Source organism: Thermococcus sp. AM4 (assembly GCF_000151205.2).
GTDB lineage: Archaea > Methanobacteriota_B > Thermococci > Thermococcales > Thermococcaceae > Thermococcus.
This window is the reverse complement of record NC_016051.1, coordinates 286066-311956: the sequence shown is the minus strand read 5'-3', so window position 1 is coordinate 311956 and position 25891 is coordinate 286066. Positions and strand designations below refer to the sequence as shown.

Below are 25891 nucleotides of genomic sequence, written 5' to 3'. Positions count from 1 at the left end.
AAAATGGAGAGGAAGATAACGTTCACCCAGGCCATGTGGCTGCTGTCCCTCCTGGTTCTTCTGATCACGATAGCGTATCCCCTCGCGGTGCTGATATACAAGAGCCTCTTCGGCGAGAGGGGCTTCGGCTACGCCTACAAAGTCATCGCCTCCGACCCCAACACGTGGGTCTACACCTTCAACACCGTCAAACTCGCCGTGATAGTCACGTTCTTCGCGGTCATCATAGGCGTCCCGCTGGCCTTCCTGGTCGTCAGGACGAACCTGCCCGGGAGAAAGGTTGTTCGCTTCCTCGCGGTTCTGCCCTTCATCCTGCCGCCCTACGTCAGCGCCATAGCCTGGATCCAGCTGGCGGCTCCATACGTGGGCTACATAAACCGGATCTGGAACGGGCTGGGGGGAAGCGGTAACTTGGTCAACATATACTCCTTCCCCGGCCTCGTTCTCGTCATGACGCTCAAGTTCTACGTGTACGTTTTCCTCACGGTGGCGGCGGCCCTTGAGCAGATGGATCCATCGCTCGAAGAGGCGGCGAGGATGAGCGGTTCGGGCCCCTTCAAAGTCGCGAAGGACGTTACCATACCACTGGTCATGCCCAGCATTGCCTCGGGGGCCCTGTTGGCTTTCGTAGCCACGTGTGCGAACTTCGGCATCCCTGCACTCATAGGGGATAGGGCCAGGTATTACGTCCTGACAACGAGGATTTACAGCACGCTCTCGATCCCAGACATAGACCGCGCCATAGCTTATTCCCTGATACTCGTCATCATAACCGGGTTTGCCCTCCTCATCCAGAAGAGATCCTTCGGGCGGAAGAGGTACACAACCCTCACAGGAAAGACCGTGCGTCCAGCGGTTATAGCTCTCGGCCGGCGTAAGGGGCTTGTGGCACTTTTTGTTTTCCTGTTCCTGGCCCTGACTTCCGTGATTCCCCTGCTCTCGCTGTTCTTCAGCGCGTTCCTCAAGAACCTATACTCACCCCTCACCAGCCTCTCGTCGTTCACCCTCAACAACTTCAAGTTCGTTCTGCTCGAAGATGAAACCACAACCGCGGCGCTGAAAACCAGCGTTTTCTCGGCATTCACGGCCTCAACGATAGTTACGCTCTTCGGGGCCCTGTTAGCGTACATGATCGTGAAAACCAACGTGAAGGGCCGCCTCTTCATGGACTGGCTCTCCTCGGTTCCCTACGCCCTTCCCGGAACCGTGGTCGGCGTGGCCATAATCCTCGCCTTCATTAAGACGCCCATCTTCAACACGCTGTGGATCATACCCTTCGCCTACTTCATCCGCTACCTCTCCTACGGCGTCAGGACAACGGTGGGTTCTCTGCTCCAGATAGACAAAACCCTCGAGGAAGCCTCGCTGATGTGCGGAGCGAACTGGCTCACGACGATGAAGAACATAGTCCTGCCCCTCATCAAGCCCGGCCTCATAGCGGCCTGGATACTGGTCTTCATGCCCACCCTGAGCGAACTGACGGTCTCGATCATAATCTACCCACCGAACCACCCGACCATAGGCGTGGCCACCTACAACCTCATGGAGGAGGGCCAGTACACCGCGGCATACGCCCTCTCAGCCGTTGTCGCGGTGGTCGTCATTCTGGTCCAGCTCGCGGTTAACAGGATCACGGGAAAAATGGGGGCAAGGGGGTTGTGAAATTGGCGGGAATACGGCTTGTTAATCTGGTTAAAAAGTTCGGAGAGGTTACCGCCGTTAAGGGGATAAACCTCGATATTAAGGATGGGGAATTCATGACGCTCCTCGGGCCGAGCGGCTGCGGAAAAACCACGACGCTCAGGATGATAGCCGGCCTGGAGGAGCCCACAGACGGGGAGATCTACATAGGGGACAAACTCGTGTCCTCACCGGCCAAGGGGGTCTTTGTGCCACCTGAAAAGCGAAACATAGGGATGGTTTTTCAGAACTACGCGGTCTGGCCCCACATGACGGTGTTCGACAACGTCGCGTATCCGTTGAAGATCAGAAAGCTGCCAAAGGAGGAGATAGAGAAGAGGGTCAAACACGCCCTCGAGATGGTTCGGCTGAGCGGTTTTGAGAACCGCTATCCCCACCAGCTGTCCGGCGGCCAGCAGCAGCGCGTCGCCCTCGCGAGGGCCCTCGTCATGGAACCGGAGGTCATGCTGCTCGACGAACCCCTGAGCAACCTGGACGCCAAGTTGAGGGAGGAAATGCGCTTTGAGATAAAGGAACTCCAGAGGAAGATCGGCATTACAATAGTTTACGTTACGCACGACCAGGCGGAGGCAATGGCAATGAGCGACAGGATAGCGGTCATGAGCAGCGGTGTAATACACCAGACCGGCTCACCGTGGGAGATCTACAAGAGGCCGGCCGACGCGTTCGTTGCGGGCTTCATCGGACTGGCCAATTTCCTGGAGTTTGACGAGGCCCGGATCGAGGAAGAGAGGGCCGAGGTGGTGCTCTTCGGGGGCAGGGTGAGGGTTATCTGCGCCCCACCGCTGAAGAAAGACGGGAAGCTGATCTTCGTCGTGAGGCCCTCCGAAATAGACCTCCTCGAAAGTCCGGCCGATAACACCGTTGAGGGGACGGTAAAGAGGGCAACATTCCTCGGGGACATAGTCGACTACCTCGTTGAGGTCGAGGGGGAGACGATAAGGGTGCAGACCAAAGCGACGAAAATCCACCCGGAGGGGAGCAAAGTTTACCTGAGGATAACCCACGGTGTGCTCGTGAGGCTTTCCTGACCTTTTTCACATTTGCACAATTGTTTAATTGAAGCTTTACCTAATTGTGTTATTATTCGACACAAAAACGTAAGGGAGAAATCAAAAGTTGGGGACGTAGCCCATCTCCTCCGCGAGCTTCCTGAGCCTCTCGATCCTCGCCTCCGTCGGCGGGTGCGTTGAGAAGAGGCTGGCTATGCTCATTCCCCTGAAGGGGTTGATTATGAACATGTGGGCCGTTGCCGGGTTGCCCTCGCGCATCGGTCTGTAGCGAACGGCCTGCTCAATCTTGAGGAGAGCCCTTGCCAGGGCCCAGGGCTTTCCGCTGAGCTTCGCGCCCCCTTCGTCCGCTAAGAACTCCCTCGAACGGCTTATCGCTGCCTGAATCAGCATCGCCGCTATCGGCGCGAGTATCGCTATGAGAATCGCCGCAAGGATGTTGTCGCCGTCCCTGTCGTCGTAGGAGCCGAATATCGCTATCCACCGCGCCCAGTAGGCGAGCTGAATTATCGCTCCGGCCATCGCGGCCGCGATGGTTCCGATGAGTATGTCCCTGTTTTTGATGTGGGTCAGCTCGTGGCCGAGAACGCCCTCAAGCTCGTCCCTGTCGAGGATCCTCAAAAGCCCCCTAGTTACGGCGACGACCGCGTGCTTCGGATTCCTTCCTGTGGCGAAGGCGTTCGGCGTCTCGGTCGGGATTATCGCTATCCTGGGCATCGGAAGGCCGGCCCTCTCGGCGAGGTTTCTCACAATCGCGTAGAGCTCCGGCGCCTCTGTTTCATCGACTATCCTCGCGTTGTACCAGCTAAGCACGATTTTGTCGCTGTACCAGTAGGTGATGAAGTTGAAGATCATTGCGAAGAGGAACATCATGAACGCAACGTTTGGCCCGCCGAAGACGTAGCCTATCCCCATCAGCAGACCCGTGAGGATCGCCATGAGCAAACCGGTTCTGAGCCACATCTCAAGTCCCATAGCTCTCACCCCAAAGACAGTGGAAGAAGTGGAAAATAAAACCTTTTGGTCAAAATTGGGTAGAAAAGGGCCTCACATGCCCATGTCCATGCCGCCCATTCCACCCATACCGCCCATTCCGCCGGCCTGTCCTCCCTCGGACTTGCTGGGCTTGGCGGCGATGACGTCGTCGATTCTGAGTATCATTATGGCAGCTTCGCTGGCGCTCTTGATGGCCTGCTTCGGGACGCGGAGCGGGGCGATGATACCCTTCTCAAGCATGTCCGCAGGCTTGCCCTCGAAGACGTCTATGCCGATTCCGAGGCCCTTGTTCTTGTGCTCACTGATGACCTTGACCATAATGTCAACCGGATCGAGTCCGGCGTTCTCGGCGAGGGTCTTCGGGATTATCTTGAGGGCCTCCGCAAAGGCCTCAATGGCCAGAGCCTCCTTACCTCCGACCTGCTTGGCGAACTCGTCGAGCCTGATGCTGAGCTCGATTTCAGGAGCACCGCCGGCCGGGAGTATCGCACCGTCCTCCATGACGTCCTTGACGACCTTGATGGCGTCTTCAAGCGCCCTCTCGACCTCGTCAACCACGTGCTCAGTACCGCCCCTGATGAGTATGGTTACCGCCTTCGGGTTCTTGCAGCCCTCGACGAAGATCATGTTCTCTCCAGCCACTTTCCTCTGCTCGACGAGCTCGGCCTCACCAAGGTCCTCAGGAGTCAAGTCCTTAACGTTGGTGACTATCTTGGCGCCGGTGGCCTTGGCGAGCTTCTCCATGTCGCTCTTCTTGACCCTGCGAACGGCCATTATGCCGTACTTGGCCAGGTAGTGCTGGGCCAGGTCGTCGATGCCCTTCTGGACGAAGACGACGTTGGCCCCGGTTGCGGCTATGGCATCGACCATCTCCTTGAGCATCTTCTCCTCCTGCTCGATGAACTCGAAGAGCTGGTCCGGGCTGGTGATGTTTATCTTCGCATCGGTCTCGGTCTTCTTGACCTCGAGGGCGTCGCCGATGAGGGCGATCTTGGCGTTTTCAACGCGCCTTGGCATCCTCGGGTGAACGACCTCCTTGTCGATGACGACACCGCGAATGAGCTCGCTCTCGTCAACGCTCTCGCCGGGCTTCTTCTCTATCTTGATGTTGTCGATGTCGACCTTGTACTTTCCGTCCTCCTTCTCGGCGACCTGCATAACCGCCTGAACGGCGAGCTTAGCCAAGAGCTCGCGGTGGGCCTCGGCGCTCTTTCCGGTGATTGAGGTGCCGGCTATCTTGAGGAGGGTCTCCTCATCGTCCGGATTGACCTTGATGGCTATCTCGTCGAGTATCTCCTGGGCCTTCTCGGCCGCCATGGTGTAGCCCTTGACGATTATGCTCGGGTGAATGTTCTGGTCAAGCAACTCTTCAGCCTTCTTCAGAAGCTCGCCGGCAATAACGACGGCGGTGGTAGTTCCGTCACCGGCCTCCTTGTCCTGGGTTTTGGCGACCTCAACCATCATCTTGGCGGCAGGGTGCTGAAGGTCGATCTTGTCGAGAATGGTGGCACCGTCGTTGGTGATGACGATGTCTCCAAGGCTGTCAACCAGCATCTTGTCCATTCCCTTTGGGCCGAGGGTTGTTCTAACCGTCTCGGCGACAATCCTCGCGGCGAGGATGTTCAGCCTCTGGGCGTCCTTTCCAACGTACCTCTGGGTTCCCTCCGGGAGTATTATAACGGGCTGTCCGCTCATGCTCATTTTGACATTCCTCCAAACCTTTTACCTTTTTGCGGGATCAGTTCGTCAGTGCTCTATATAAACTTTTGGTTCAAATTGTTCAAATTTTCAGTTTAATTTTGGTCAATCGACAGAAAAAAGCTGGAGTGATTATGGAAAGGGCTAAAACCCCGACCGAGAGCTAAAAGCGGTGGTGGAATGAAGCTCATAGCACAGGGTGCCGAGGCGAGAATCTACGAGGGGAGCTTTGAAGAGGTATTTGGCGTTGACCTGCTGAGGGAGAAGGTAATTGTGAAGCATCGAATCCCGAAGAGGTACAGAATTCCGGAGATAGACATTAGGCTGAGAAAGGAACGGACCGTCAGGGAAGCCCGGATCCTCCACAGGGCCAAGGAGTTCGGCGTGAACTGCCCGTACGTCTACGAGGTCAACCTGCGCGACATGGTAATAGTGATGGAGTTCATAGAGGGAAAACGCCTGAAGGAGCACCTTGAAAGCGTTCCGATGGAGGAGAGATTGAAACTTTGCCGGGAAATCGGAAGACAGATAGGCAGGCTCCACAAGGCCGGCATCGTTCACGGCGATTTGACAACGAGCAACATGATCCTCCGCGACGGAAGGGTCTACCTCATAGATTTCGGCTTAGCGGACTTCGATTCGACGCTCGAGGCGAGGGGCGTTGATCTTCACCTCCTCAAGAGGGCAATGGAGAGCACGCACTACACCTGGTTCGAGGAGGGCTTTAAGGCTGTTCTCGAGGGCTATGGGGATGTGCTCGGCGATGGAGCGAGGAAGGAAATCGAGGAGAAGATAGAGGAGATAGAGAGCAGGGGCCGGTACAGGGAGAGAAGCTGGTTAGGCTGAACGTTTTTGATGACCCCGATGGTTTCCCGTTGTTCCTTCAATTTTCACCGAAAATTTTGGAAAAATTTCACAAAACTAGAGGATAATCCGTAAATACATCGAGATCTGAGTGGGGCAGAGGAAGGTTTTTAAAGGAATGGCCGTGAGCCGTGAGTGGTGATGGGCTTGAAGTTCAGAGGAAGGGCCTTCGGGGGCACCGCGAGGATAGAGTTCGACATAATGACCCTCGGCGAGCTCAGGGTAGAGGACATACGCGATTTTGACGTCGATTCCCTCCGGCTGGAGTTCAGGCCGACCTCTTCTGGGATAAAGATAGTTGGCATCTGGGAGGGACCGGTTGAGAGAGCGGGAGAGGGTATTAAGAAGGCCCTTGAGGAGAGCGCCAAGCTTCGCGAGAGGATTATGAACCGGATTAAGGTTAAAACAGCTTCAATAAGGAGCACAATGCTCCAGATGGGGTTTAAGGAGGAGGTCATAGGCTACGGTAACGCCCTGCGCTTCATAAAGCGCGTTGGCGAGTACGAGATAGTGGTCGTCGTCTCCACAACGGACAACGTCGTGAGGGTTGAGGTGTACGGCAACGAGGGCAAGATCCTCGGCCCCGAGATCCAGAGCGTCTTCGGGGACGTTGAGGTTGAAGAGCTGGAGGTTTACGACCTCGAAGACGAGCGGGACGAGAGGCTGGTCATAAACCTTGAAATACCGAAGGACGACGAGCGGCCGGACAGGAGAATAGCAGAGGCCATAAAGATAATCGAGAATATGCTCATGACCTGAACGGATTGCCATTTCTTTCTATCGTTTTGGCCACATATTCAAAATCTTTTTAGGATGAAAGGACTAACATTCAAGTGGGGGTGCCTATGAGTGAAGGGGGAGAGTTCCCCCTGGAGCACTTCATGAAGAACTTCATGCCGGGTTCCACCCTCGCGATCATCTACGAGACGTACTCAAACGTCTGGGAGCTCCCCTTCGTCATGGCCAAGGAGTTCGTTGAGCGCGACTGGGCCGTGGTTATCACCAACTACATCCGGCCCGTTGAGTACCTCCTCCGGGACCTCAAGCTGGCTGGTCTAAACGCCGAAGAAAGCCTCAACGAGGACAGGCTCTTCATCATCGACGTCTTTGGATCCCGCTACGGGTTGAGAAGTGACAGAAAGAACGTTTTCTACCTTGATTCAGTTGACCCGGAAACCCTCAACCCGAAGATCTTCCGAATATACCGGGAGAGAATAATCCCCCGGGCTCAAGGAAAGCGGCTGCTCCGCATCGTCTACTCCCTACACGGCGTCACACAGATAGCGGGCGAAGAGCCAACAGTCAAAATGTTCGGCCAGGTCCTAGCGCACTACTCCAAGATTCCAGTTGAAAGTTTCATGGTGGTTTCTTTGAACAGGGATACAGTCTCCAAGAGCTTCACCGCATGGGTCGTCGAGCTGAGCGATTACGTTCTCCTCTCAAAGGTCTTCATCGGGAGAAACCGGATAGAGGAGCATCTCTACTTCCTGAAGGCCCCGATCCGTGACTTCAGGCCGGAGGAGTACCTCCTTATCAAGACTGGAAAGACGGGAAGGGAGAGGTTTGGAATAAGAAAAATCGAAAGTTTCAGCCCCTGAACTTGGGCCTTCTGCTGAGAAGAAGCGGCAGGGGCCTCGGCTTGTAGGGGAAGCCCTCGGTCTTCTGCCGGATTTCCCTGATAAGGTCCTCCAACTGCATCTCAAGCTGTTTGCCGTCCTCCCTCCTCCTGACCGTTACTGTGTTCTGCTCCTTCTCGTTCTTGCCGACGACTATGATGTAGGGAATCCACTCCTTCTCGGCCTTCCTTATCTTCTTGTTGAGCCTGTCGTTAGTGTCGTCAACGTCCACCCTTATTTTCGCCCCTTCGAGCTTTCCTGCCACGTAGAGCGCGTAGTCCATGACGTCATCGCTGACGGGAATCACTCTAACCTGTATCGGGCTGAGCCAGAGCGGGAAGGCCGGTTTCTTGCCCTGGGCCTGGAGCTTGGCCTGCTTCTCGAGGATTGCGTACATAACGCGCTCGATGGCTCCGCTCGGCGAGCAGTGGAGTATGAGCGGGTAGCGCTCCTTGCCTTCTTCGTCGTAGTAGGTTATGCCGAAGCGCTCCGCATTTTCCACGTCAATCTGGACGGTGCTCAGAGCGGCCGCCTTGTCGAGGTTGTCAACGAAGTTGAACTCGAACTTGAGGATGAAGTAGAAGAACCTCTGGTCCCACATCTCTATCAAGACAGGCTTGCCGATTATCTTGGCCAATTCAACGATGAAATCCCTGTTCTCCTCCCAGAAGTCGCGGGTGAACCTTATGGCAACCTCGTAGTCATCCGGGGTGAGTCCAACGCCCCTGAGAACCTCCATGCTGAGCTTGTACTGCTTCTTGAACTCGTCCATCGCCTGCTTGAGATCCTTGGCAACGGTGTGCATATCGGGCATCGTGAAGGCCCTGAGGCGTCTGAGGCCGGAAAGCTCGCCGCTCTTCTCGCGCCTGAAGGAGTAGCGGGTGAGCTCGTACATTCTGAGCGGAAGGTGGCGGTAGCTGATTATCGCGTCCTTCTTGATGAGGAACTGGCCAAAGCAGGCCGCGAAGCGGAGGAAGAACTTCTTGTCACCGCTCTTGACGATGTACTGCCTCGCGGGGAAGCGGTTGAGGTACTTCTCCAGAGCTGGGTGCTCGAAGTCGTACATAATCGGGGTCTCGACCTCCATAGCGCCGTACTCGACGACCTTCTCGGTGACGTACTGCTCGAGGAGGCCCTTTATAAGGCGTCCCTTTGGATAATACCTGAGGTTTCCGCCGTCGCTTCCCGGCTCGTAGTCAACGAGCTCGTGCTCCAGCATGAGCTTGACGTGCGGGGGCTCCTTGTCAGCTATCCTGTTCTTGTGTATCTCATAGCTGACGAACTTCCTCAGGTTCTCGTGACCGGTGAAGTCGAATTTATCAGCCTCTATGAGCTCTCCCTCGGGGGTGAGAATGTACCAGTAGCTGACGAGCTCCTTCTCCTCCTTCTCGAGGGCTATGTTGCGCTCCTCCTTTGAAACGCCCTCCTCAGGGACTATGGTCCTGCTGAGCTCAGCTAATGGGTGTCCCTTGCAGCTCAGCTTGAAGGCCTTGTAGTAGCCGAAGGGAGCGCGCTTGACCTCGTAGCCCCTCTCGCGGAGCTTCTCCTCTATCTTCTTGAGTATCTCAAGGGCGACGCCCGGCTTCGCAAGCTCGCTGCTGAGGTGGGCGAAGGGGTAAACGAATATCCTCTCGGCCTTGACCTGCTTCGCAACGTCCTCTATCTCGGCTATGGCCTTCTCGACGACCTCGTCGGGGTTTGCCTCGTCAACTTTCTCAACGCTTATGAAAACCGCTAAAACTTCGTCGAGCCTGCCCTTCTTCTGCTCGTCGCTTATCGGCTCGGGGTTCTTCAAGGCCTTATCCCTGACCTCGTACTCGAGGTAGTCGGCGTGTATCAGAAGCATTCTCATTCCTACCACCACCCATAGCTGGACGCAAATTACTAAAAGTTTTCCCCTGGGCTTATAAAGCCTGCCCAAAAGAAGGAAATTGGCTCAGCGTTCCTCCCCTTCTTCGAGCTTTATCCGTATGGGCTCGGGGAACCAGTTGACCCTCTGCGGGAAGGGTATCTCTATTCCCGCCTCGTCGAGCGCGCGCTTTATCCTCTCGACGATCTCGTTCCGGACGTCGAACCACCTCTCGCTCGGGACCCACGCCCTGACCGAGATGTTCACGCTGCTGTCGCCGAGATCCGTAACGTAAATCCAGGGCTCCGGCTCGGCCAGAACGAGCGGCATTCCGTCCAGGGTTTGTCTGATGACCTCTATCGCCCTCGAAGTGTCCTCCTTGTAGGCGATGCCGACGACGATGTCCACCCTCCTGACCGGGAACTTCTGGAGGTTTATTATGTTGCTGTTGAAGAGCTTCTCGTTCGGGACCCTCACGAGGGTTCCGTCCCACTGCCGTATCCTCGTTGAGAGTATCCTTATGTCCTCCACGACGCCCTCGACTACAGTGCCCCCCATGTCGAGCCGTATGGCCTGGCCTATCTTCAAAGGCTTGTCTGAGTAAAGGAAGAGGCCGGAAATGAAGTTCGCTATGACCGTTTGAGATGCAAAACCGAGGACGATACCCGTAATTCCAGCGGCCGCTATTATCGTGGTGAGCCTGCCGCTCAGCCCGGCTATGTTGAGGGCTATGAAGAAGGCTATGGTTATGAGGGTGTAGTAGAGGATCTTGGCCTTTATCTGGATCTCCGGGAGCTCAGAGGGGACGGCGTGCATGATTAGGTAATCCTTGGACTTCTTCGCCAGAACGTAGACAGAGTAGAAGACCACGAAGGAGGTGAGGATATCGCTGATCGATGAACCGCCGACCTTGTAATTGAGCAGTCCCAGGACTTTGAGGGCGTAGAAGAGCGCTATAAGAACCACCATGTTGTGAACGGTTCTGGCGGTGTCCTCGTTGATTATCCACACGTGCTTCACGCTGGAGGAGAGCTCAACTATGCGGTGCCGCAGGATCCTCGCGATAACGAAACCTATGGCCAGTATCAGCACGGCCTCGAAGGCGGACCAGAGGCTTATGGTTATCTTCGTCGGACCGAGGCTTATCGTTATGTTGGTCGCGTTGCTGAGGTTCGAGAACACGGTCACCACCTCATGAGGAAGTCTGGAAAGTCCTTCAGCTTTCCAACCCGTACGAGGTTATCCTCCGGGGCCCTGCCGGTGTTGTCAATCTCAGGAAAGCCGTTACCGAGCTTGACTGTGATGAGGGGGTAGTAAGCTCTATCCCCCCGATAGTACATTGTGCTGCCGTTTATCGGAAAAACTACTTTGTCTATGGCCTTCCAGTCGGTGGAAACGTTCACAACGCTCAATTTGGCAACGCAAACGCTTTCGGGTTCTTTTTCCGAGAAGTCCGAGATCCAGTAGCGGGCTATCGCCCCGGTCTCTATCGTGCCGTAGAGGGCGTACTTCTCCCGGGTCAAGGAGAACCGGTCTATAGAGAGGCCCCCCACGCGGACGTCGAGCTCGACCGGGGCGCTGACGTAGCCCTCAACTCTCTCGCCGGGGGGGACGACGAGGGGACTCTTAAGGCGGATCATCAGAAGTCCAACCCCGTAACCGGTCGCCGGGGCCGGAAGAAGGGTTATCCTGCCGCCGGGGGTTCTTTTAATAGCCCTCGTTACCTCCCCCCTCCGGTACCTTACGAACTCGCCATCCTCGAGCAGGTGAATCTTTATCCCGTGAACCTTTATGAACTGGGTTTTCAGCTCATGGGATCCGAACATGATCTCTAATTGGCGGGGGACGATTTAAGGTTATCGGGCTGGCAAAGACTTAAAAGATCTTTGGGGGAATTCCAACGGAGGTGGGGGAATGGAAGCTAAAAAACCGGCCAAAGAAGGAGAGCTTGTTCTCCCGGGGGATTATCTGGGTGTAATCGAGGAGTACCTGCCCGGTGAGGGGGTTAAGGAGGAGAACGGAAACCTCATCGCAACCCGGGCGGGGAAGGTCAGGATAAACAGGGAGCGGATGGAGATAAGCGTTGAACCCGTGACCGACACGCCGCCGCTTCCGGAGGTTGGAGACACCGTTCTGGCGCAGGTTCTTGAGGTAAAGCCGCAGGTCGTTATAGTCCAGCTCCTCAGGATCGAGGGGAAGGGGAGCAGGGAGATAGCAACGTCCAAGCTCGCGGGGATACACGTCTCGCAGGTGAAGAACGGCTTCGTCGAGGACATGGGCAAAGAGTTCAAGGTGGGGGACATAGTCCGGGCGAGGGTCATCTCGAACGAGAAGAGCCCGATCCAGCTAACGACGCGGGCCCCCGAGCTCGGCGTGGTTTACGCTTTCTGCTCGCGCTGCAGGACACCGCTCATAAGGCGCGGCGACAAGCTCATCTGTCCCAAGTGCGGCAACGTCGAGACGAGAAAACTGTCAACGCTTTACCGCAAGATGGTGATCTGAATGAGGGCAAAGCGCGTCATAACGATACACGTGAAAAGCGAGCTCGAGAAGGAGGAGTTCATGAAGGAACTGCAGAGGCTTTCCCTTCCGGCCTTCATCTACGTCCACGGCAAGCTCGACTCCATTAAGGTGAACGTGCAGGGAACAAAGGACGAGATCAGGGAGGCGATAGCCAAAATCAGGGCCATACACAACAGGGTGAAGGCAAAGCTCTATCCGGACAGGCGCGGCCTCTACCACTACTCCCCGGACGACGTGTTCCGCGAGGCGGGAACGAGCGTGTCCCTACCGGTCATACTCAAAACCCTGGAGCTTCTCGGGGAGAAGGCGGAACTCGACGAGGCCAAGGGGGAACTGGTTACCTCTTTGCCCTGGAACGAGATCGTTGAGCTCGTGCGCAGGCTGGGCCTGGCACTGTCGGAGATAGCCCTTCAGACAACGAGGCAGATCAGGGAGGTGGTCCTTCCCGTCTCGGTTGCGTTCGATATGGAGCCTGAGGAGGTTCTTGAGCTGCTCGTTGATCTCGGAGTGGCGGAATGGAAGGAGGATAAGTTTAAATACGAACTGGTGAAGAACAAGGAGCAGGCTCTGGAGGAGGTATTAAAGCATCTCAGGGGTGATGCTGATGAAGATTGAGGTCATCAAGAGGGAAGGTAACACCTTCGAGTTCTACCTTGAGGGGGAAGACCACACCTTCGCGAACCTTCTGGTTGAAACCCTTCACGAGGACGAGCACGTCAAGTTCGCGGCCTACTCGATAGACCACCCGATCCTCATGGCCAGAAAGCCGCGCTTCAAGATCGTGACCGACGGAAAGGAGAGCCCGGAGGAGGCGCTCGAAAAGGCCGCCCAGAGGATCTTTGACAGGGCCAGGGCGGTACTCGAAGCGTGGAAATCCGCGATTGGAGAGCAGGGAGGGTGATACCTCCTCTTATGAAGCGGAATAGAAAAATTTTTAACTTTCTCATTGTTCCTTCTAGCGGTGAGAATCATGGTCAATTTACGTTGGAGAGACATTGCCATCATCATTGTTATAGTTCTCATATCCAAGCTCGTACTTCTTCATGCAGCGGACTTTAAAATTGAGAAGTTCTGTATGAGGTGGGATGGAGAACATTTTATACGCCTGGCTAAATCTGGATACCAAGAGGATTACCAGCTCGTTTTTGCCCCGGCATTCCCCCTCTCGGTAAGATTGGTGAGCTCAATCGGAATGGCAACTTGGAAGGCAGCTTTCATCGTGGCGAACTTCTTCAGCATCTGGCCCCCATTACTTATCCTAAGGAAGTATGGTCTGAAACCTGCGATATTCTTTGCCCTTAACCCAGCCTACGTGCTCTTCACGACTGCACCCTACAGTGAATCAATGGCCCTTACATTTGCGATCCTTGCGTACTTGCTAAAAGACAGAAATTCTATAGCCGCGGGTGCTGTGCTTGGGCTATCCATATTGACGAAATATTCCATGGTGCTTCTATTCCCGGCCTTCTTAATGGATAGAAAGCCCCTTAGGGAAATGATCAAGGTTGTCGCCCCCGTTGCAGCCTCTGGACTGGTGATAGCAATCTTCTTCACTCTAAAAGCAGGCAGTCCCTTCGTGTATTTTTCTCTAGAAAAGGGATGGGGCTCAGAACTCGCGGGGCCGATAAAACAGGCAAAATGGCTCCTTGACAGCTGGTTCTCAAACCAGAACTGGCACATAGACGACTTCAAGCTGACGGGATTCAGATGGCTGGTGTTCCACTGGATTTTTGTTATCCCGTACACAATAGGTCTTCTTCTGTTAATCTGGGAAAAGAGATTTCAGGAGGCCCTACTCTCCGCCCCTACAATACTGCTGGAGTACCTCATTACTGGAATCCCCTCCGTCAGTGCCTCAAGACTCCTCCTTCCAGCGTTTCCATCATGGTGCGTCCTTGGGGAGAAACTTGGGCGGAAGACTTACCTTTTTATCCCCGTCGTGATATTCCTGCTCATAACGATTCACTACACTGGGCTATGGCATATGAAGGCTTTCTTCGGGTGAAGGCAAATGGAATACCGGCGTGACTTCACTGATAAGGGCCTCGCAACGCTCGGCGATTCCCTCGTCAACCTCATCTACTCCCTAGCCCTGAGCGAGTTCACGGGCCGGCCAACCGGAGGAAGGGTTCCGAACGCTTCCCTGGCGATAGCGATAGAGCGGGCCAAGCTGCGGCACCTCGTCCCTCCGAGAACCGACAAACACGGAAGGGGCGACATAGCGGAGGCGATAATAGCGTACGCGTGGCTGGAGGGAGCGTTCACGATAGAAGAGGCCGTTGAGGTTCTGAAGGCCAGCTTTACCGAGGACGTTCTGCACCCTTACCGGGGCAAGGAAGCCCTCGGCCTGGCCCTGGGGGAACTGCTGAGGCTCATAGGGGAGCGGCTGTCCCTCTAAACCCTCGGCCCCATGATGCCCTTCTTTTTGAGCTCCTCGTAGGCCCTTCTCAGCGCGTCCCTTATCAGGTAGCGCTTGTTCAGGCCGCCAAGCCTGTAGGCGGCTTTCCTAAGGCTCCCGGTTTTGAGGAAAAGCTCTATCAGCTTCCTATCTTCCTCTGGCAGGTCGAGGTACTTTAACGCCTTCTCGGCTATCTCGACCGGCAGGTTGCCCTCGTAGGCGTAGTCCGAGCTCATAACCGGTTTGTCAAACTTCTCCACGAGGCGGAAGACTATAACGTGGGCCTTGGAGTCGTCGTTCACGTACTTGTAGTGCTCCTTCAAAGCCCTAATAAGCTCCTCCCTGCTGGAAAAGCCGTCGAGGAAGGCATCCTCGTCGGTGAGCTCCTTCACCGTTTTGCTCTCGACCCTCTCGATTACGGCCTTTCCGAGGGCGTAGCCACCGGCGTGGATTAGGACGGTGTCGCCTTCCCTGAGGTTCGGCTTCCTACCCAGCCTGACGGTCGCCCTCTTCTTCCCCTTCAGTATCGCATCAGCATAGCGACCATCGAACTCGAGGTGCCTCATCGCCCCTCACCGATGAGCTTGAACTTTATGGCTATGACGCCGTAGCGGTTCTCCTTCCACTTGGGGTAGAGGTTGTGGAACCTCTTTACCGCCCTCTCGAAGCTCGGCTCGTCGGGAAAGATTTTCTTTATCGGCTCCTGCCGGAGAACCTGTCGAAAGGTCTCGTAGCGCTTGACCTCGGTAACAACGGCAGGAACGGAGTCGTTGAAGATTATCTTGTCCCCGGGCTGGATCTTCCTGAGCTGAGGGTAGGCAACGCGAACCTCTATCCTCTTCTCCCCGGACTTTATGAAGTCGAGGTACTCATCGCGAACGAACAGTCTGTAAACTTTCATCTTTGCCCCCGGAAAGAGTTTCGGGGAAACTTTTAAATCTAATGATCCCGAAATAGAAGTGGAGGCGAGAGTATGAGGAGAGCCCAGACCGCTCTGGAATACCTGTTCATGCTCGCGGCCGCGCTGATACTCGTGGCGATAGCCCTTAGAACCGTGCTCAACACGACGAAGCAGCTCCAGCAGACGGTTTCGAGCTACGCAAAGGCCGTTCGCGAGAACGTTCTGGAAGACCTCTGATCCGGAGGTAAAGGCATGAACGCGGACTTCCTCGTTCTGTTAGTTGGGTCACTGGCGGGTCTTCTAACATCTTACACCGACCTCAAGACCGGTTTCATCTTCGACAACCACGTTTTTCCCCTCTTAGCCCTGATCGAGAGGCTCAAGGGGCTTGAGGAAGAGGAAGAAGTCCCGTTGAACCCCATCCTAACCAGGATCCCGGTTCCGGCCGTTGAGGTTGGAATACTCCTCTACCTGTACCTGGGGATTAGATCGGGCGATGTCCTGCTGGCGCTGGCAGGGATAATAGGCTTTTTCGTTGGCCTGATCCTCGGTCTGATACTCTACTACGCCGGGGCATGGGCATCGGGCGACGTTCTCGTTCTGGCCGGATTTTCAGCCCTCCTACCGTACCCTCTCCATTACGCGGGCGTTGTGGCACCTTACGAAGTCAGGTATCCACTCTATCCGATCGCGATACTCTTCAACAGCATCCTCGCGGTGTTCCCGTTCCTCTTCGTCTACGCCCTGGGCGTACTGATAGCGAGGAGAAAGACGGAGAAACTCAAACAGGTTCTCTTTGAGAAGGCCAACCTGTCCGTTGAAGTCGCCCTCTGGCTCATGGCCGGAATAGGGGTTTCGGTCCTCCTCCAGAAGGCCGGGATGAGCGTTCCATCCCCCGTGCGCTACCTCATAACGGTGGTTCTCCTGATAGCCTTTGGAAAGTACCGGCGCGTCGGCGATGCCCTCGGTCTGGTTTCCTTCGCCTACCTCACCTACCTCATCGGGGCCGATGCAGTTTACAGCTTCCTCAAGCTCCTCGTGGTTCTCTACCTCTTCAAAGTCTTCTTCTCGATCGTCAAGGTTCTCCGCGAGGAGGCCCTCGTTGAGGAGGTGACCGTTGAGGAGCTCAGGGAGTGGGACATCCTCGGCGAGACCATTTACCTCGAGAACGGCGAGGTTAAGCGAGACCGGTCGGGCTTTTTGGAGCTGCTCTCTAGGGCCCTGAAGGAGGGCAACTTGGGGGCCCTCACCTCCCCCGCCGGAGAGGAGGTTATAGCGTCCCCGACGGCCGAGGGGCTCTCCAGGGAGCAGATTGAAAGGCTGAGGAAACTCGTTGAGGAAGGAAAGATCGAGAACAGGTTCCTCAGGAAAAAGGCCATGCCCTTCGCCCCGAGCATCTTCATCGGCTTCCTGATAGCGTTCTTCTGGGGCGACGTGTTCTGGTGGCTAGTGCTGAAGACGGCCGGACTTTAGGGGTCAGGGAAGGGCGTGATCGTCACCGCTCGGCAAAGCAAAAGGTCATCATCCCCTGTAGGCCCGACCGGAACCCCCGCATCACTCCTCAGCGGAGAGGGCGGGCAGCCGGGCCCGACGGGGATTGGGGCTTGGCCTTAAAAAATTCACTCCTCGAGCAGGCCCTCTATTATCTCCCTGACCTCGTGCAGGCTCTCGACCACGTGGTCACCCTCAACGCCCTCGTGGGGGTTTATCGCTATGCTCACGTCGGCCTCGCGGAACATCGACAGGTCGTTGTAGCCGTCCCCGACCGCAACGGTGAGCTCTGGCCTCAGCTTTTCCCTGAGCTCGCGCAGTATTCTCCCCTTGCCCTGGAAATCAACGTGCGGCCTCACCCTTCCGGTTATTACGCCGTTTTCGTCGAACTCAAGCTCGTTGGCAAAGACGTAATCGACCCCGAGTTCCCTCCCCACCTTCTCGGCCAGGCACATGAGCCCGCTGCTCAGTATCGCTATCCTGAAGTTCCTTTCCCTGAGGAACTCGATCAGCTCAAAGGCCCCGTCCATGTACTCAACGCTCTCCACCCACTCCATTATCTCCTCCCGTCTCCGCCCCCGCCAGAGGGAGGCGTCGAGGTCCGCCCACGTGGGGTAGTCGATCTCACCCCTGAAGAACATCTCGGCGTACTCGCGGCCCTTTTCCCACGTGCCGAAGCGTTTGTGGAGCTCCACCCATCCCGAGACCGATTTCACGAGCGTTCCCTCGAGGTCGAAGGCTATCAACCTGACCGGCATTCCCTCACCCCCTACCCTTTCCGGGCTTGGCGTTATAAACCGAGCGGAGCTTAAGCTTAAATACGTGGAGTGCGTATCTCAAACCGGTGACGTGAATTGTACGTGGGTGAGATTCTCAAGAGCCTCGATCGCGTTCCCTCTGGAGTGCCGGGCCTCGACGAGATAATAGGCGGCGGTTTTCTCCCGGGAAGGGTTTACCTGATAACCGGCCCTCCCGGCAGCGGAAAGACTACGATGGGAGTTCAGTTCTTAGTTGAGGGTGCAAGAAACGGTGAGAAAGGCGTTTTCGTGTCCCTGGTCGAGGACCCGAGGGTGATCCTCCAGGACATGCTGAGGTACAACTTCGGTCTGCTCGGCTACGTCAAGTCGAAGACAATAACCTTCCACGACCTGGGCCGGATCCTCCTCAGAACGGAGTACCGCCTGACCTGGAACGAGCTCTTCAACAGCATCCTCCAGATAATAAGCGAAGAGGGAATAAAGAGGGCCGTCATCGACTCGTTCACCTCGATGGAGCACCTCGTCAAGGATCCTGAAAACAAGCGCTGGGCCCTGGGGAGGTTCATAAGGGCCCTCCAGGAGCTCGAAACGACAACGCTGATAACCTCAGAGATGCTCCAGGGCGAGAGGTACACCGATGAGCACTACCTAGTGGACGGCGTCCTCGTGATCCACCACTTCATGCGCAACTACCAGATGGTCAGGGCGATGCAGGTGCTGAAGATGAGGGGCGTCCCCCACGACAGCAACCTCAAGAGGATACGCTTCACGGACGAGGGAATAAAGGTGTACAACGAGGCGCCGTTCTGAGGTGGTAGCATGGGGAAGAAGGCGGAGATAAGAAAGCTCCTGCAGGAGGCCTACGAGTTCGGCTACTTCATCGGTTACCGGGGGCACAGTGAGTGGATCTCCTGGGTGAGGGACAGGAAAGAGGAGATCTACCGCAGGGCAAAGGAGCTCGGGGTTTACGATCTCGTCAAGAGCGCCTACAACAGGGGAAAGCTGGAGGGCTCGAACAGGAGGCAGGAGGAGATAAACCTCGGCCTCATCGAGAAGGGTAAGCTAACAGAGGAGGAAGTTAAGCCCAGGGTCGAGGTGATGGAAGCGGAGGAGGAAGGGGAGCCGCTCGAGGTGGAGTTCGCCCGCTTCCTCCAGACGACCCGGCTCATACTTCCCCCGGAGTTTTTGGACACGCTCAAACACCTCGAAATACCGAGGATGCTCAAGCTGGGGGAGGAATGAGGTATGGGAATTAAGCCGTTCCTCAAGGAGTCTGAAGTTTTGAGCTCCGAGCGGGTTCTTCACGACATCGTTGAGATAAGCCAGTTCCACAGGATACAGGGCTCGAAAGAGCTCGTTGAGGCAGTTAAGTACATCGAGGAGGAGCTGTCCGCGTGGGGAGTTTCAGGCCGGCTCATCCGCGAGAAATACGACGGAGAGAGCTGGTACCTAACCCTTAGATCCCCGATAGCGTGGGATCTCGTTGGGGCAGAGATCGAGTTCGGTGGAAAGAGACTGGACTCATCAAAGACGCCCCTCGTGGCCATGGCCCACAGTCCCCCTGGAGAAGGAGAGGGCGAGATCCTGCCGATAATCCGGGAAGAGGACTGGGAAAGGGCTGAGGGGAAGGTTGTTCTCGTCGGGAAAAACTGGAGGAAGGCCTACAAACGAGCCAACGAGAGCGGGGCGGCGGCGTTTCTCGCCTACAGGAAGGGAACCGGGGAGGCTCTCCCGTACATAGGCCTGTTCCTCTCGAAGGACGACCTCGAGTGGGCCAGGATTCCTGCCCTGGCCGTTCCGGAAACGTGGGCGGAGGAGGCGATAGGAAAGCACCTCTCCGGGAAATCCCCTAAGGTACGGTTCCGCGTTGATGCCGAGGCCAAGGAGAGGGAGACCCTACCGATACTCTACGCCGAGATAGGGGAGCCGCCTTACGTACTGTTCACGGCCCACATCTGCCATCCAAAGCCCGGCGCCAACGACAACGCCTCCGGAAGCGCAATGCTAATAGAACTCGCGAGGATTTTGAGCCGCCTCTGGAACGATTCCTTCCGCTTTGGCTTCGCCTTCCTCTGGATCCCCGAGTACTACGGCACACAGGCTTTCCTTGAGAAACACGCGAGGGTGGAAGACTACTACGCCGTCATAAACCTCGACATGGTCGGCGGAAGCGTTGACCGCTCGGGCTCGACGGTGATGGTCGTTAGAACGCCCCTCTCGAACTTCTCGATCCTGTCTGGAGTGCTCGAGGCCTCGCTTTCCCTTGCGAACATGAGAGGGGGAAGGAGCTTTTCGGGCTCTCCAATGCCCCTGCTCCCGATGAAGGCCTACCCCTACGAGATGGGGAGCGACCACGACGTCTTCAACTTCTTCGGCGTTCCCTCGGTGATGCCAATAACGTGGCCGGACCGCTTCTACCACTCCAGCGAGGACAGCCCCGAGAAGATAAGCAGGGAGACGCTCGATGTAATCGGGCGGGGCGTCCTCTCGGCCGTTCTCTTCCTGGCCAAGGGTGAGAAAAGCGACCTCCAGCGCTTCGCGAGGGGCTACGCGATGAAGTACTTAGGAGAGCTGGCGATGGAGAGGGAAACCGAGGTGGCCGAGAGATTAGTAATGAAGGGGCTCGCGAGGGATTCGGGCTTCCTCGGTATAGAACTCGGCCACGACTTCGAGGAGAAGCCCTGGCTCAGGTGGAGCGTCCGCGGCAGGATCTCCGCTGAGTTCATAAGGAGCAGGAGCGCTCCCCTCTCAGAGGAGTTCGAGAGGCTTACCGAGTACAGGAAGATCATAACTCCCCTTCACGAACTCGTGATGCTCGGGGAGAAACTGCCCGAGGAGAAGGCCTACAAAGCCCTCCGGGAGGAATACGGCGAGATCGACGGAGAGAAGCTGGAAAGGCTTATGGGGATACTCTTTGAAACGGGAATCGTGGAGAAAGCTTAGTCTGAGATCTCCTTCTCTATTTCGTTTATCCGCTGCATTATGCCCTCCTTAATGCGCTCTATGAGTTCTTTTGGAGAGGCGGCGGTATAGACGTACCCGAGCCAGCCCTGTTCGATCAGGGTTCTCTTGAGGACCCCCTTCCGGTAGAGGCTGAGGACGTGTTCCCTGACCGAGCGCTCGCTGAGGCCCAGCTCCCTCTGTATCTCCGTGATCCTCATGGGCCTCTTCTTCTCAAGCAAAAGCCTGTACACCCTGAGTTCGGTCTTTTTGAAACCGAGGCTCTTCAGCAGGCCCTCAAGCTTCTCGTAGACCTCGTCCCTTGCAGCCATGTATTCACCCCTATGAAATTTTTGCTTCATGACCCTTAAAAGGCTTGCGGAGTTAAGGGCTTTTATGAAAGGGATTGAGAAAAGGCAGCGGTTTTCTGAAGAGGTTTTCAATTCTCGGAGGATTTCTCGAAAGATGGCCTGAGTGTGGGCCGGGCACAGAGGCCCGCGTTCACCGCTCACGCGGGTGGATGCTCCCGGCCCTGTGGGCTCGGCGTGAGCACGCTCCGCTCATCGAACCCGACCACCTCGCGGAGGCGGGTTGACCGAGCCCGTGCGAGGGATTGTACCCTCGCCGTCGGCGGAATAGATTACGGTCAGCGGTTTAAAAGGTTGCGGACTCCTCGATCGGCAGCTCGCTGCTCTCCTTGTGAACCTCGAGGACGACCATTGTATGGGTCGATTCAACGCCCTCTATATCACCTATCGCATCGAGGAAGCGGTTGAGCTCATCGCTGTCCTTGGCCCTTATTTTAACTATCATGTCGTAATCACCGGTCGTTTCGTAAACCTCGACTATCTTGGGGTACTTGCTGAGCTCTTCGGCAACTTTGGCGTACATTCCGGCCTTCGTCTTTATCAGAACGAAGGCGAGCATCCCCAGGCCGAGCGCTTCGGGATTCAGAAGAACCGTAAAGCGTCTGATTATCCCCCGCTCCCTCATCTTCTTGATCCTCTCGTAAACGGTCGATTCCGCGAGGCCAACCTCCTTGGAGATCTCCCTGAGGGAAGACCGGCTGTTCTTCTGCAGGATCATGAGTATCTTCCGGTCTATCTCATCCATCCTGCCGCGCATAGGGACCACCCCTAAAAAATTTTCGAAAGGCTATATAAAGTTGCCGATCATCGAAAGGCCATACTTTTATAAAACCGCCCCCTCCCATAATCCCGGGAGGGGTAGGATGCCAACGAACGTAACAGCGGAGTACCTTGCCGCGGAGGAGGAATACAGGAACGCAAAGACAATTCCCGAGAAGATTCGAGCCCTTGAAAAGATGTACGCTACCGTGCCAAAGCACAAGGGGACTGAAAAGCTCCGCCTCCAGATAAAGCGCAAGTTAGCGGAGCTCAGGAAGGAACTGGAGAAGCAGAGGCAGATGAGGAAGGGCGGTGGCGGGCCCTCGATGGCCATCAGGAAAGAGGGCGCGGCGCAGATAGTTTTAGCTGGCTTGCCAAACGTCGGCAAGAGCTCCCTCCTCAAGGCTTTAACAAACGTCGATGCGGACGTTGCAGATTACGCCTTCACAACCGTTCAGCCGATTCCGGGAATGATGCACCACAAGGACGTTCAAATCCAGCTCGTTGAGGTTCCCGGCCTCGTTGAGGGCGCCGCTCTGGGTAAAGGAATGGGCCCACAGCTTTTAAGCGTCATAAGGAACGCCGATGCCATAGCGATAGTCGTTGACCTCTCCCAGGACCCGGTCAAGCAGATGGAGATTCTTTTGAGGGAGTTCGAGAGGGCCGGAATAAAGGTCAACAAGAGGAAGCCGAGGGTCGAAATCAAGAGAACAGCGATGGGCGGAATCGTCATCAACGGCCAGGAGAACATAAAGGGCGACATTCAGGAAGTTATGAAGATGCTCCGCGAGGAGCGCATACACTCGGCTGAGATAACGGTCAAGGAGCCCGTAACGCTTGAAGAGTTCGCCGATGCCATAGATGAGAGCCTCGTCTGGAGGAGGGCCATAATCATAGCCAACAAGGGCGACGCTCCCGGCAGTAAGGAGAACTACGAGAGGCTCGTCAAGGCCTACGGCGACCGCTTCAAGATAATCCCGATATCGGCGAAGAAGGGCATAAACCTCGACAAGCTGAAGGACGAGCTCTACGATTTGGCCGGAATCATCCGCGTCTTCACCAAGAGCCCCGGCGAGGAGCCGGCTTACCCGCCGGTCGCCCTCAAGAAGGGCTCCACCGTTATGGACCTGGCCGAGAGGATTCACAAGGACTTCGCCAAGAACTTCCGCTATGCAAGGGTCTGGGGCAAGAGCGTCAAGTTCCCCGGCCAGAGGGTTGGTGCCGACCACGTGCTTGAAGATGGGGACATAGTGGAGATTCACGCGAGATAAGTTCCCTTAAACGTTCTCGTACTCGATGATGGGGCTGTAATCTATGCCGTAGAGGAAGCGGGGAACGTCTCTCCCGCCGAGCACGATGACGTCCTTTGGATACCTGCCGCTCTTTTTCCCGGACTTCACCTCGACCCTCATCCCAGGAACAACGGCGTCGATCTCGTATTCGCCGGTTCTGAAGTAATAAACCTCCCTGAACTTCCGGTAGAGGTGCTCCTGAACGACCCACTCGTAGAGCACCGAGTCCTCGATCCTAACCCTGCTCCACTCGGCGAAGGCCCTCGCCATCAGCGGGTCCCTGATGGCGAACTTCCTGTTCTTCTTCGGGACGACTTCCCTTCCCCACTGGGAGAAGGGAATTTCCAAGAGCACTTTGAGCTCGGAAAGAACGGAAACGTAGCTCCTCACGGTGTCCCTGTTGACTCCGGCTTCCTCACCGATCTCGCGGTACGAGAGCGGGCTGGGTGCCTTGGATATGATGGCCCCCAGTATCTCCCTCGCTATCTCGGGGTCTTTCTCCTTCTCCAGGCTCCTCAGGTCGGCCTTTAGCGAGCCGACTATGTCACCCTTCCTGATTCTCCTGTTCAGGTAAGCGGCGTAGCCGCCGGTCTGGAGGTAGCTTTCGAAGGCGTCCCGGCCCTTCCCGTCGAAGTAGTCCTCAACGCCTGCAACCAGCTTGTAGTAATCCCTGAAGCCGAGGGGCATTACCTCAAGGATCCTCCCGTTACCCCTCCTGCCGGCGAAACGGCCAACCGCCCGGTCGAGGTTGACGGAGACGGAGCCCATAACGGTGACGACGTCGTTCATGAGCTTTTTTCTGTTTATCAGGTCTATTATCGCCTTCCACCAGTTCCTGACCGAGGTCACCTCGTCGAGGAATATGAGGGAGCCCTTTATCCCCTTGGCGTCTCTGAGCTTCAGGTACTCCCTGAGGACCTCTGATAAGTCGTTCTGGTCGTCGAGCATCGTGCAGTCGAAGTAGAAGATTTCGTAGGGGTTCTCCCTCTCACGGAGGAGCTCTTTTATGAGGAGCTTCACCCCGAGGGTTTTGCCGACCCTTCTCGGCCCGACGAGGAAGTTCACCGAGAAGGGTTCGAGCGAGAGGTCATTTATCCACGAGGGGACGTAGCGGTACTCTAAGTCTATCCACTCCTCGACGTCGGGGTCTTCCTCGTGCACCCACCAGGGGTTGTACTCTTCGAGATCAACCATGAGATCACGTACGCCCCGTGGTTTATATACCTTGCGGAACGCCGTTCGGCAAGGGTTTATAAAGTCTTGCCGAATGACGATCGCCACCTGTTTATAAACCCTTGTCGGTTCTTGACCGGCAAGTGCATGAAACTCAAAACCTTTTTATACCTGACAGGTATAATACCTGTGGGGTATAACTATGAGGTTCTACGACAGGGAGCGCGAGATTGAACTCCTGAGAAAGGCGAAGAGAATAGCGATCATAGGCAGGAGACGGGTGGGCAAAACGAGGCTTGTTGAGGAAGCCCTAAACCCGATAACGCTCTTCGTCCCGGCTGAGAAGAGCGAGGCCTTGATATGCCGTGACTGGATTGAGGAGGTAAGGGAGAGGCGCTACATTCCAGAGCTGACCTCGATGAAGGAGATAGTGGAGTTCCTCCTGAGAGAGGGAGAAACGGTCTTCATAGACGAGCTCCAGAACGTTCTCAAGGTGAACCCCTCTTTCCTCTACGACCTCCAGAGGCTCCTCGACAAATACCGCGAGGCCAAGCTCGTCGTCACCGGCTCACTCATAGCCATGAGCAAGAAGCTCATCGAGGACTACTCAAGCCCCCTCTACGGGAGGTTCGACTTCGTAATAAAGCTCAGGGAACTGGACTTCGGGACGGTTTTAGAGATTATGAAGGATTTAGGCTACGGCATCGAAGACGCCGTGGTGATGTGGTCTGTCTTCGGCGGCCTGCCAAAGTACTACGAGACGCTTGAGCGCTTCCGCCTCCCGGTTGAGGACTTCATCAGAATGCTCTTCTTCGAGGAGCCATATCCAATGTTCCCAGAGGTAATGATGATGCTCAAGGAGGAGTTAGGAAAGGAATACAGGACTTACTTCAGCATCCTTCAGGCAATGAGCGAGGGGAAGCACACCCTCGGGGAGATAGCGTCGCACCTCTCAGTCAAGAGCACGAGCCTGACCAAGTACCTGCACTCGCTTGAGCGGGACTACGAGCTGGTAACCAAGAGGAAGGACGCCTTCGGCAGGGGGAGGAACCGGTACTACATAGTTCAGAGCCTCGTCGAGTTCTGGTTCCGCTTCCTCTGGAGAAACTACTCGAAGCTTGAGCGCGGCGAACTGAGGTTCGACCGGGGGGAGTTCAACTCCTACATCGGCAGGAAGTTCGAGTCCCTCGTGGAGCTCTTGGCTCCGAGGATGGTTCCCTTCGAAGTGCTCTCGACAGGCAAGGTCTGGGGCAGGTTCAAGGGCAGGGAGAAGGGAAGGGACTCCTTCGAGATAGACGTTGTGGCGGTTGGGAGGGAAGATATAGCGCTCTTCGAGGTCAAGTGGGAGACGCTGAGCGGAAAAGAAGCAAGGAGAGAGCTTGAGTGGTTGAGGGAGAAGGCAAAGGCTCTCGGGACGAAAAAGAGAATCCACCTCTACCTCGTGGCGAGGGGGATAAGGGGGAGGAAGCCGGCAGGGGTTTACGACCTAAGCGATCTTGAGGACATCATCAGGAAGCCGAAAACCTCTTATCCTGAAGTGCCGTAGTAGGCCGG

28 protein-coding genes are annotated in these 25891 nt (G+C 56.0%); 17 read left to right on the top strand and 11 right to left on the bottom strand.

All coding sequences use genetic code 11. The annotated features are described in order from the left end of the window. Window positions 1–3 precede the first annotated feature (3 nt). On the top strand, window positions 4–1662 hold the full coding sequence (locus TAM4_RS01670) for an iron ABC transporter permease (RefSeq protein ID WP_014121501.1): 1659 nt from the start codon (window positions 4–6) through the stop codon (window positions 1660–1662). A gap of 2 nt (window positions 1663–1664) precedes the next feature. Beyond that, a complete protein-coding gene (locus tag TAM4_RS01665) occupies window positions 1665–2732 on the top strand; it encodes an ABC transporter ATP-binding protein (RefSeq protein WP_014121500.1) in 1068 nt (355 codons plus the stop codon). Window positions 2733–2813: 81 nt separating this feature from the next. Here the strand turns inward: TAM4_RS01665 and htpX are convergent, their stop codons facing one another. Both htpX and thsB read right to left on the bottom strand, forming a co-directional pair. Then, window positions 2814–3686, bottom strand: coding sequence for a zinc metalloprotease HtpX (gene htpX, locus TAM4_RS01660; RefSeq protein ID WP_014121499.1), 873 nt, complete (start codon window positions 3684–3686; stop codon window positions 2814–2816). A 72-nt stretch (window positions 3687–3758) separates the two neighbouring features. After that, a complete protein-coding gene (gene thsB, locus TAM4_RS01655; RefSeq protein ID WP_014121498.1) occupies window positions 3759–5408 on the bottom strand; it encodes a thermosome subunit beta in 1650 nt (549 codons plus the stop codon). A gap of 177 nt (window positions 5409–5585) precedes the next feature. On the opposite strand from thsB, the gene TAM4_RS01650 reads away from it, so the two are divergent. From TAM4_RS01650 to TAM4_RS01640, 3 genes are all read left to right on the top strand, one after another. Then, window positions 5586–6251: a Kae1-associated kinase Bud32 gene (locus TAM4_RS01650; protein WP_014121497.1), complete on the top strand. Its 666-nt coding sequence runs from the start codon at window positions 5586–5588 to the stop codon at window positions 6249–6251. A gap of 165 nt (window positions 6252–6416) precedes the next feature. Then, entirely contained in the window at window positions 6417–7028 is a 612-nt protein-coding gene (locus TAM4_RS01645) for a hypothetical protein (RefSeq protein WP_048149681.1), read from the top strand. An 86-nt stretch (window positions 7029–7114) separates the two neighbouring features. Beyond that, window positions 7115–7867: a hypothetical protein gene (locus TAM4_RS01640; protein WP_014121495.1), complete on the top strand. Its 753-nt coding sequence runs from the start codon at window positions 7115–7117 to the stop codon at window positions 7865–7867. Here the strand turns inward: TAM4_RS01640 and TAM4_RS01635 are convergent. From TAM4_RS01635 to TAM4_RS01625, 3 genes are all read right to left on the bottom strand, one after another. Continuing rightward, window positions 7857–9737 carry a threonine--tRNA ligase gene (locus TAM4_RS01635; RefSeq protein WP_014121494.1) on the bottom strand — a complete coding sequence of 627 codons (1881 nt, stop codon included), beginning with the start codon at window positions 9735–9737 and terminating at the stop codon, window positions 7857–7859. The genes TAM4_RS01640 and TAM4_RS01635 overlap by 11 nt on opposite strands. An 84-nt stretch (window positions 9738–9821) precedes the next feature. After that, window positions 9822–10916, bottom strand: a complete 1095-nt coding sequence (locus TAM4_RS01630) for a mechanosensitive ion channel family protein (protein ID WP_014121493.1) — start codon at window positions 10914–10916, stop codon at window positions 9822–9824. 2 nt (window positions 10917–10918) lie between these two features. Beyond that, window positions 10919–11560, bottom strand: a complete 642-nt coding sequence (locus TAM4_RS01625) for a DUF432 domain-containing protein (protein WP_014121492.1) — start codon at window positions 11558–11560, stop codon at window positions 10919–10921. A gap of 88 nt (window positions 11561–11648) precedes the next feature. Between TAM4_RS01625 and TAM4_RS01620 the strand changes: the two genes are divergently transcribed. The 5 genes from TAM4_RS01620 to TAM4_RS01600 all read left to right on the top strand — a co-directional run bounded on the left by TAM4_RS01620 (window position 11649) and on the right by TAM4_RS01600 (window position 14655). Beyond that, window positions 11649–12236 carry an exosome complex RNA-binding protein Csl4 gene (locus TAM4_RS01620; protein ID WP_014121491.1) on the top strand — a complete coding sequence of 196 codons (588 nt, stop codon included), beginning with the start codon at window positions 11649–11651 and terminating at the stop codon, window positions 12234–12236. Continuing rightward, the gene (locus TAM4_RS01615) at window positions 12237–12872 is read left to right on the top strand and encodes a DUF2067 family protein (RefSeq protein ID WP_014121490.1); all 636 of its coding nucleotides are present in this window, start codon (window positions 12237–12239) and stop codon (window positions 12870–12872) included. Next, window positions 12862–13158, top strand: a complete 297-nt coding sequence (locus tag TAM4_RS01610) for a DNA-directed RNA polymerase subunit L (RefSeq protein WP_014121489.1) — start codon at window positions 12862–12864, stop codon at window positions 13156–13158. Before TAM4_RS01615 ends, TAM4_RS01610 begins: the two co-directional genes overlap by 11 nt. A gap of 69 nt (window positions 13159–13227) precedes the next feature. Next, window positions 13228–14262, top strand: a complete 1035-nt coding sequence (locus tag TAM4_RS01605) for a hypothetical protein (RefSeq protein ID WP_014121488.1) — start codon at window positions 13228–13230, stop codon at window positions 14260–14262. Between the two features lie 6 nt (window positions 14263–14268). Then, a complete protein-coding gene (locus TAM4_RS01600; RefSeq protein WP_014121487.1) occupies window positions 14269–14655 on the top strand; it encodes a ribonuclease III family protein in 387 nt (128 codons plus the stop codon). On the opposite strand, the gene TAM4_RS01595 is transcribed toward TAM4_RS01600, so the two are convergent. Both TAM4_RS01595 and TAM4_RS01590 read right to left on the bottom strand, forming a co-directional pair. Then, window positions 14652–15221: an ASCH domain-containing protein gene (locus TAM4_RS01595; RefSeq protein WP_014121486.1), complete on the bottom strand. Its 570-nt coding sequence runs from the start codon at window positions 15219–15221 to the stop codon at window positions 14652–14654. The genes TAM4_RS01600 and TAM4_RS01595 overlap by 4 nt on opposite strands. Then, window positions 15218–15556 (bottom strand): ASCH domain-containing protein, encoded by a 339-nt coding sequence (locus TAM4_RS01590; protein ID WP_014121485.1) that lies wholly within the window; start codon window positions 15554–15556, stop codon window positions 15218–15220. The genes TAM4_RS01595 and TAM4_RS01590 overlap by 4 nt, the downstream gene beginning before the upstream one ends. 72 nt (window positions 15557–15628) lie before the next feature. Here TAM4_RS01590 and TAM4_RS11580 point away from each other — a divergent pair, with 72 nt between their 5' ends. Together TAM4_RS11580 and TAM4_RS01585 are read left to right on the top strand one after the other, a co-directional pair. After that, the gene (locus TAM4_RS11580; protein WP_014121484.1) at window positions 15629–15793 is read left to right on the top strand and encodes a class III signal peptide-containing protein; all 165 of its coding nucleotides are present in this window, start codon (window positions 15629–15631) and stop codon (window positions 15791–15793) included. Between the two features lie 15 nt (window positions 15794–15808). Next, window positions 15809–17029, top strand: coding sequence for an A24 family peptidase C-terminal domain-containing protein (locus TAM4_RS01585; RefSeq protein ID WP_014121483.1), 1221 nt, complete (start codon window positions 15809–15811; stop codon window positions 17027–17029). 146 nt (window positions 17030–17175) lie between these two features. Here TAM4_RS01585 and TAM4_RS01580 read toward each other — a convergent pair whose 3' ends face one another. After that, window positions 17176–17805, bottom strand: coding sequence for an HAD-IB family phosphatase (locus TAM4_RS01580; protein WP_014121482.1), 630 nt, complete (start codon window positions 17803–17805; stop codon window positions 17176–17178). A gap of 96 nt (window positions 17806–17901) precedes the next feature. Here TAM4_RS01580 and TAM4_RS01575 point away from each other — a divergent pair, with 96 nt between their 5' ends. Genes TAM4_RS01575 through TAM4_RS01565 form a run of 3 tightly spaced genes read left to right on the top strand, consistent with a single transcriptional unit; the run spans window position 17902 to window position 20748 of the window. Continuing rightward, window positions 17902–18615: an ATPase domain-containing protein gene (locus TAM4_RS01575; RefSeq protein WP_014121481.1), complete on the top strand. Its 714-nt coding sequence runs from the start codon at window positions 17902–17904 to the stop codon at window positions 18613–18615. A gap of 9 nt (window positions 18616–18624) precedes the next feature. Then, window positions 18625–19047, top strand: a complete 423-nt coding sequence (locus TAM4_RS01570) for a hypothetical protein (protein WP_014121480.1) — start codon at window positions 18625–18627, stop codon at window positions 19045–19047. A gap of 3 nt (window positions 19048–19050) precedes the next feature. After that, window positions 19051–20748 carry a DUF4910 domain-containing protein gene (locus TAM4_RS01565; RefSeq protein ID WP_014121479.1) on the top strand — a complete coding sequence of 566 codons (1698 nt, stop codon included), beginning with the start codon at window positions 19051–19053 and terminating at the stop codon, window positions 20746–20748. Here TAM4_RS01565 and TAM4_RS01560 read toward each other — a convergent pair. Then, on the bottom strand, window positions 20745–21077 hold the full coding sequence (locus tag TAM4_RS01560) for a transcriptional regulator (RefSeq protein ID WP_014121478.1): 333 nt from the start codon (window positions 21075–21077) through the stop codon (window positions 20745–20747). The two genes, TAM4_RS01565 and TAM4_RS01560, sit on opposite strands and share 4 nt — an antisense overlap. A gap of 322 nt (window positions 21078–21399) precedes the next feature. Then, window positions 21400–21870, bottom strand: a complete 471-nt coding sequence (locus TAM4_RS01555; protein WP_014121477.1) for an Lrp/AsnC family transcriptional regulator — start codon at window positions 21868–21870, stop codon at window positions 21400–21402. 106 nt (window positions 21871–21976) lie between these two features. On the opposite strand from TAM4_RS01555, the gene TAM4_RS01550 reads away from it, so the two are divergent. Further along, window positions 21977–23143: a GTP-binding protein gene (locus TAM4_RS01550; RefSeq protein ID WP_014121476.1), complete on the top strand. Its 1167-nt coding sequence runs from the start codon at window positions 21977–21979 to the stop codon at window positions 23141–23143. A 6-nt stretch (window positions 23144–23149) separates the two neighbouring features. On the opposite strand, the gene TAM4_RS01545 is transcribed toward TAM4_RS01550, so the two are convergent. Then, window positions 23150–24358: an ATP-binding protein gene (locus TAM4_RS01545; protein WP_014121475.1), complete on the bottom strand. Its 1209-nt coding sequence runs from the start codon at window positions 24356–24358 to the stop codon at window positions 23150–23152. Between the two features lie 181 nt (window positions 24359–24539). Here TAM4_RS01545 and TAM4_RS01540 point away from each other — a divergent pair, with 181 nt between their 5' ends. Then, window positions 24540–25883: an ATP-binding protein gene (locus TAM4_RS01540; protein ID WP_014121474.1), complete on the top strand. Its 1344-nt coding sequence runs from the start codon at window positions 24540–24542 to the stop codon at window positions 25881–25883. Window positions 25884–25891 lie beyond the last annotated feature (8 nt).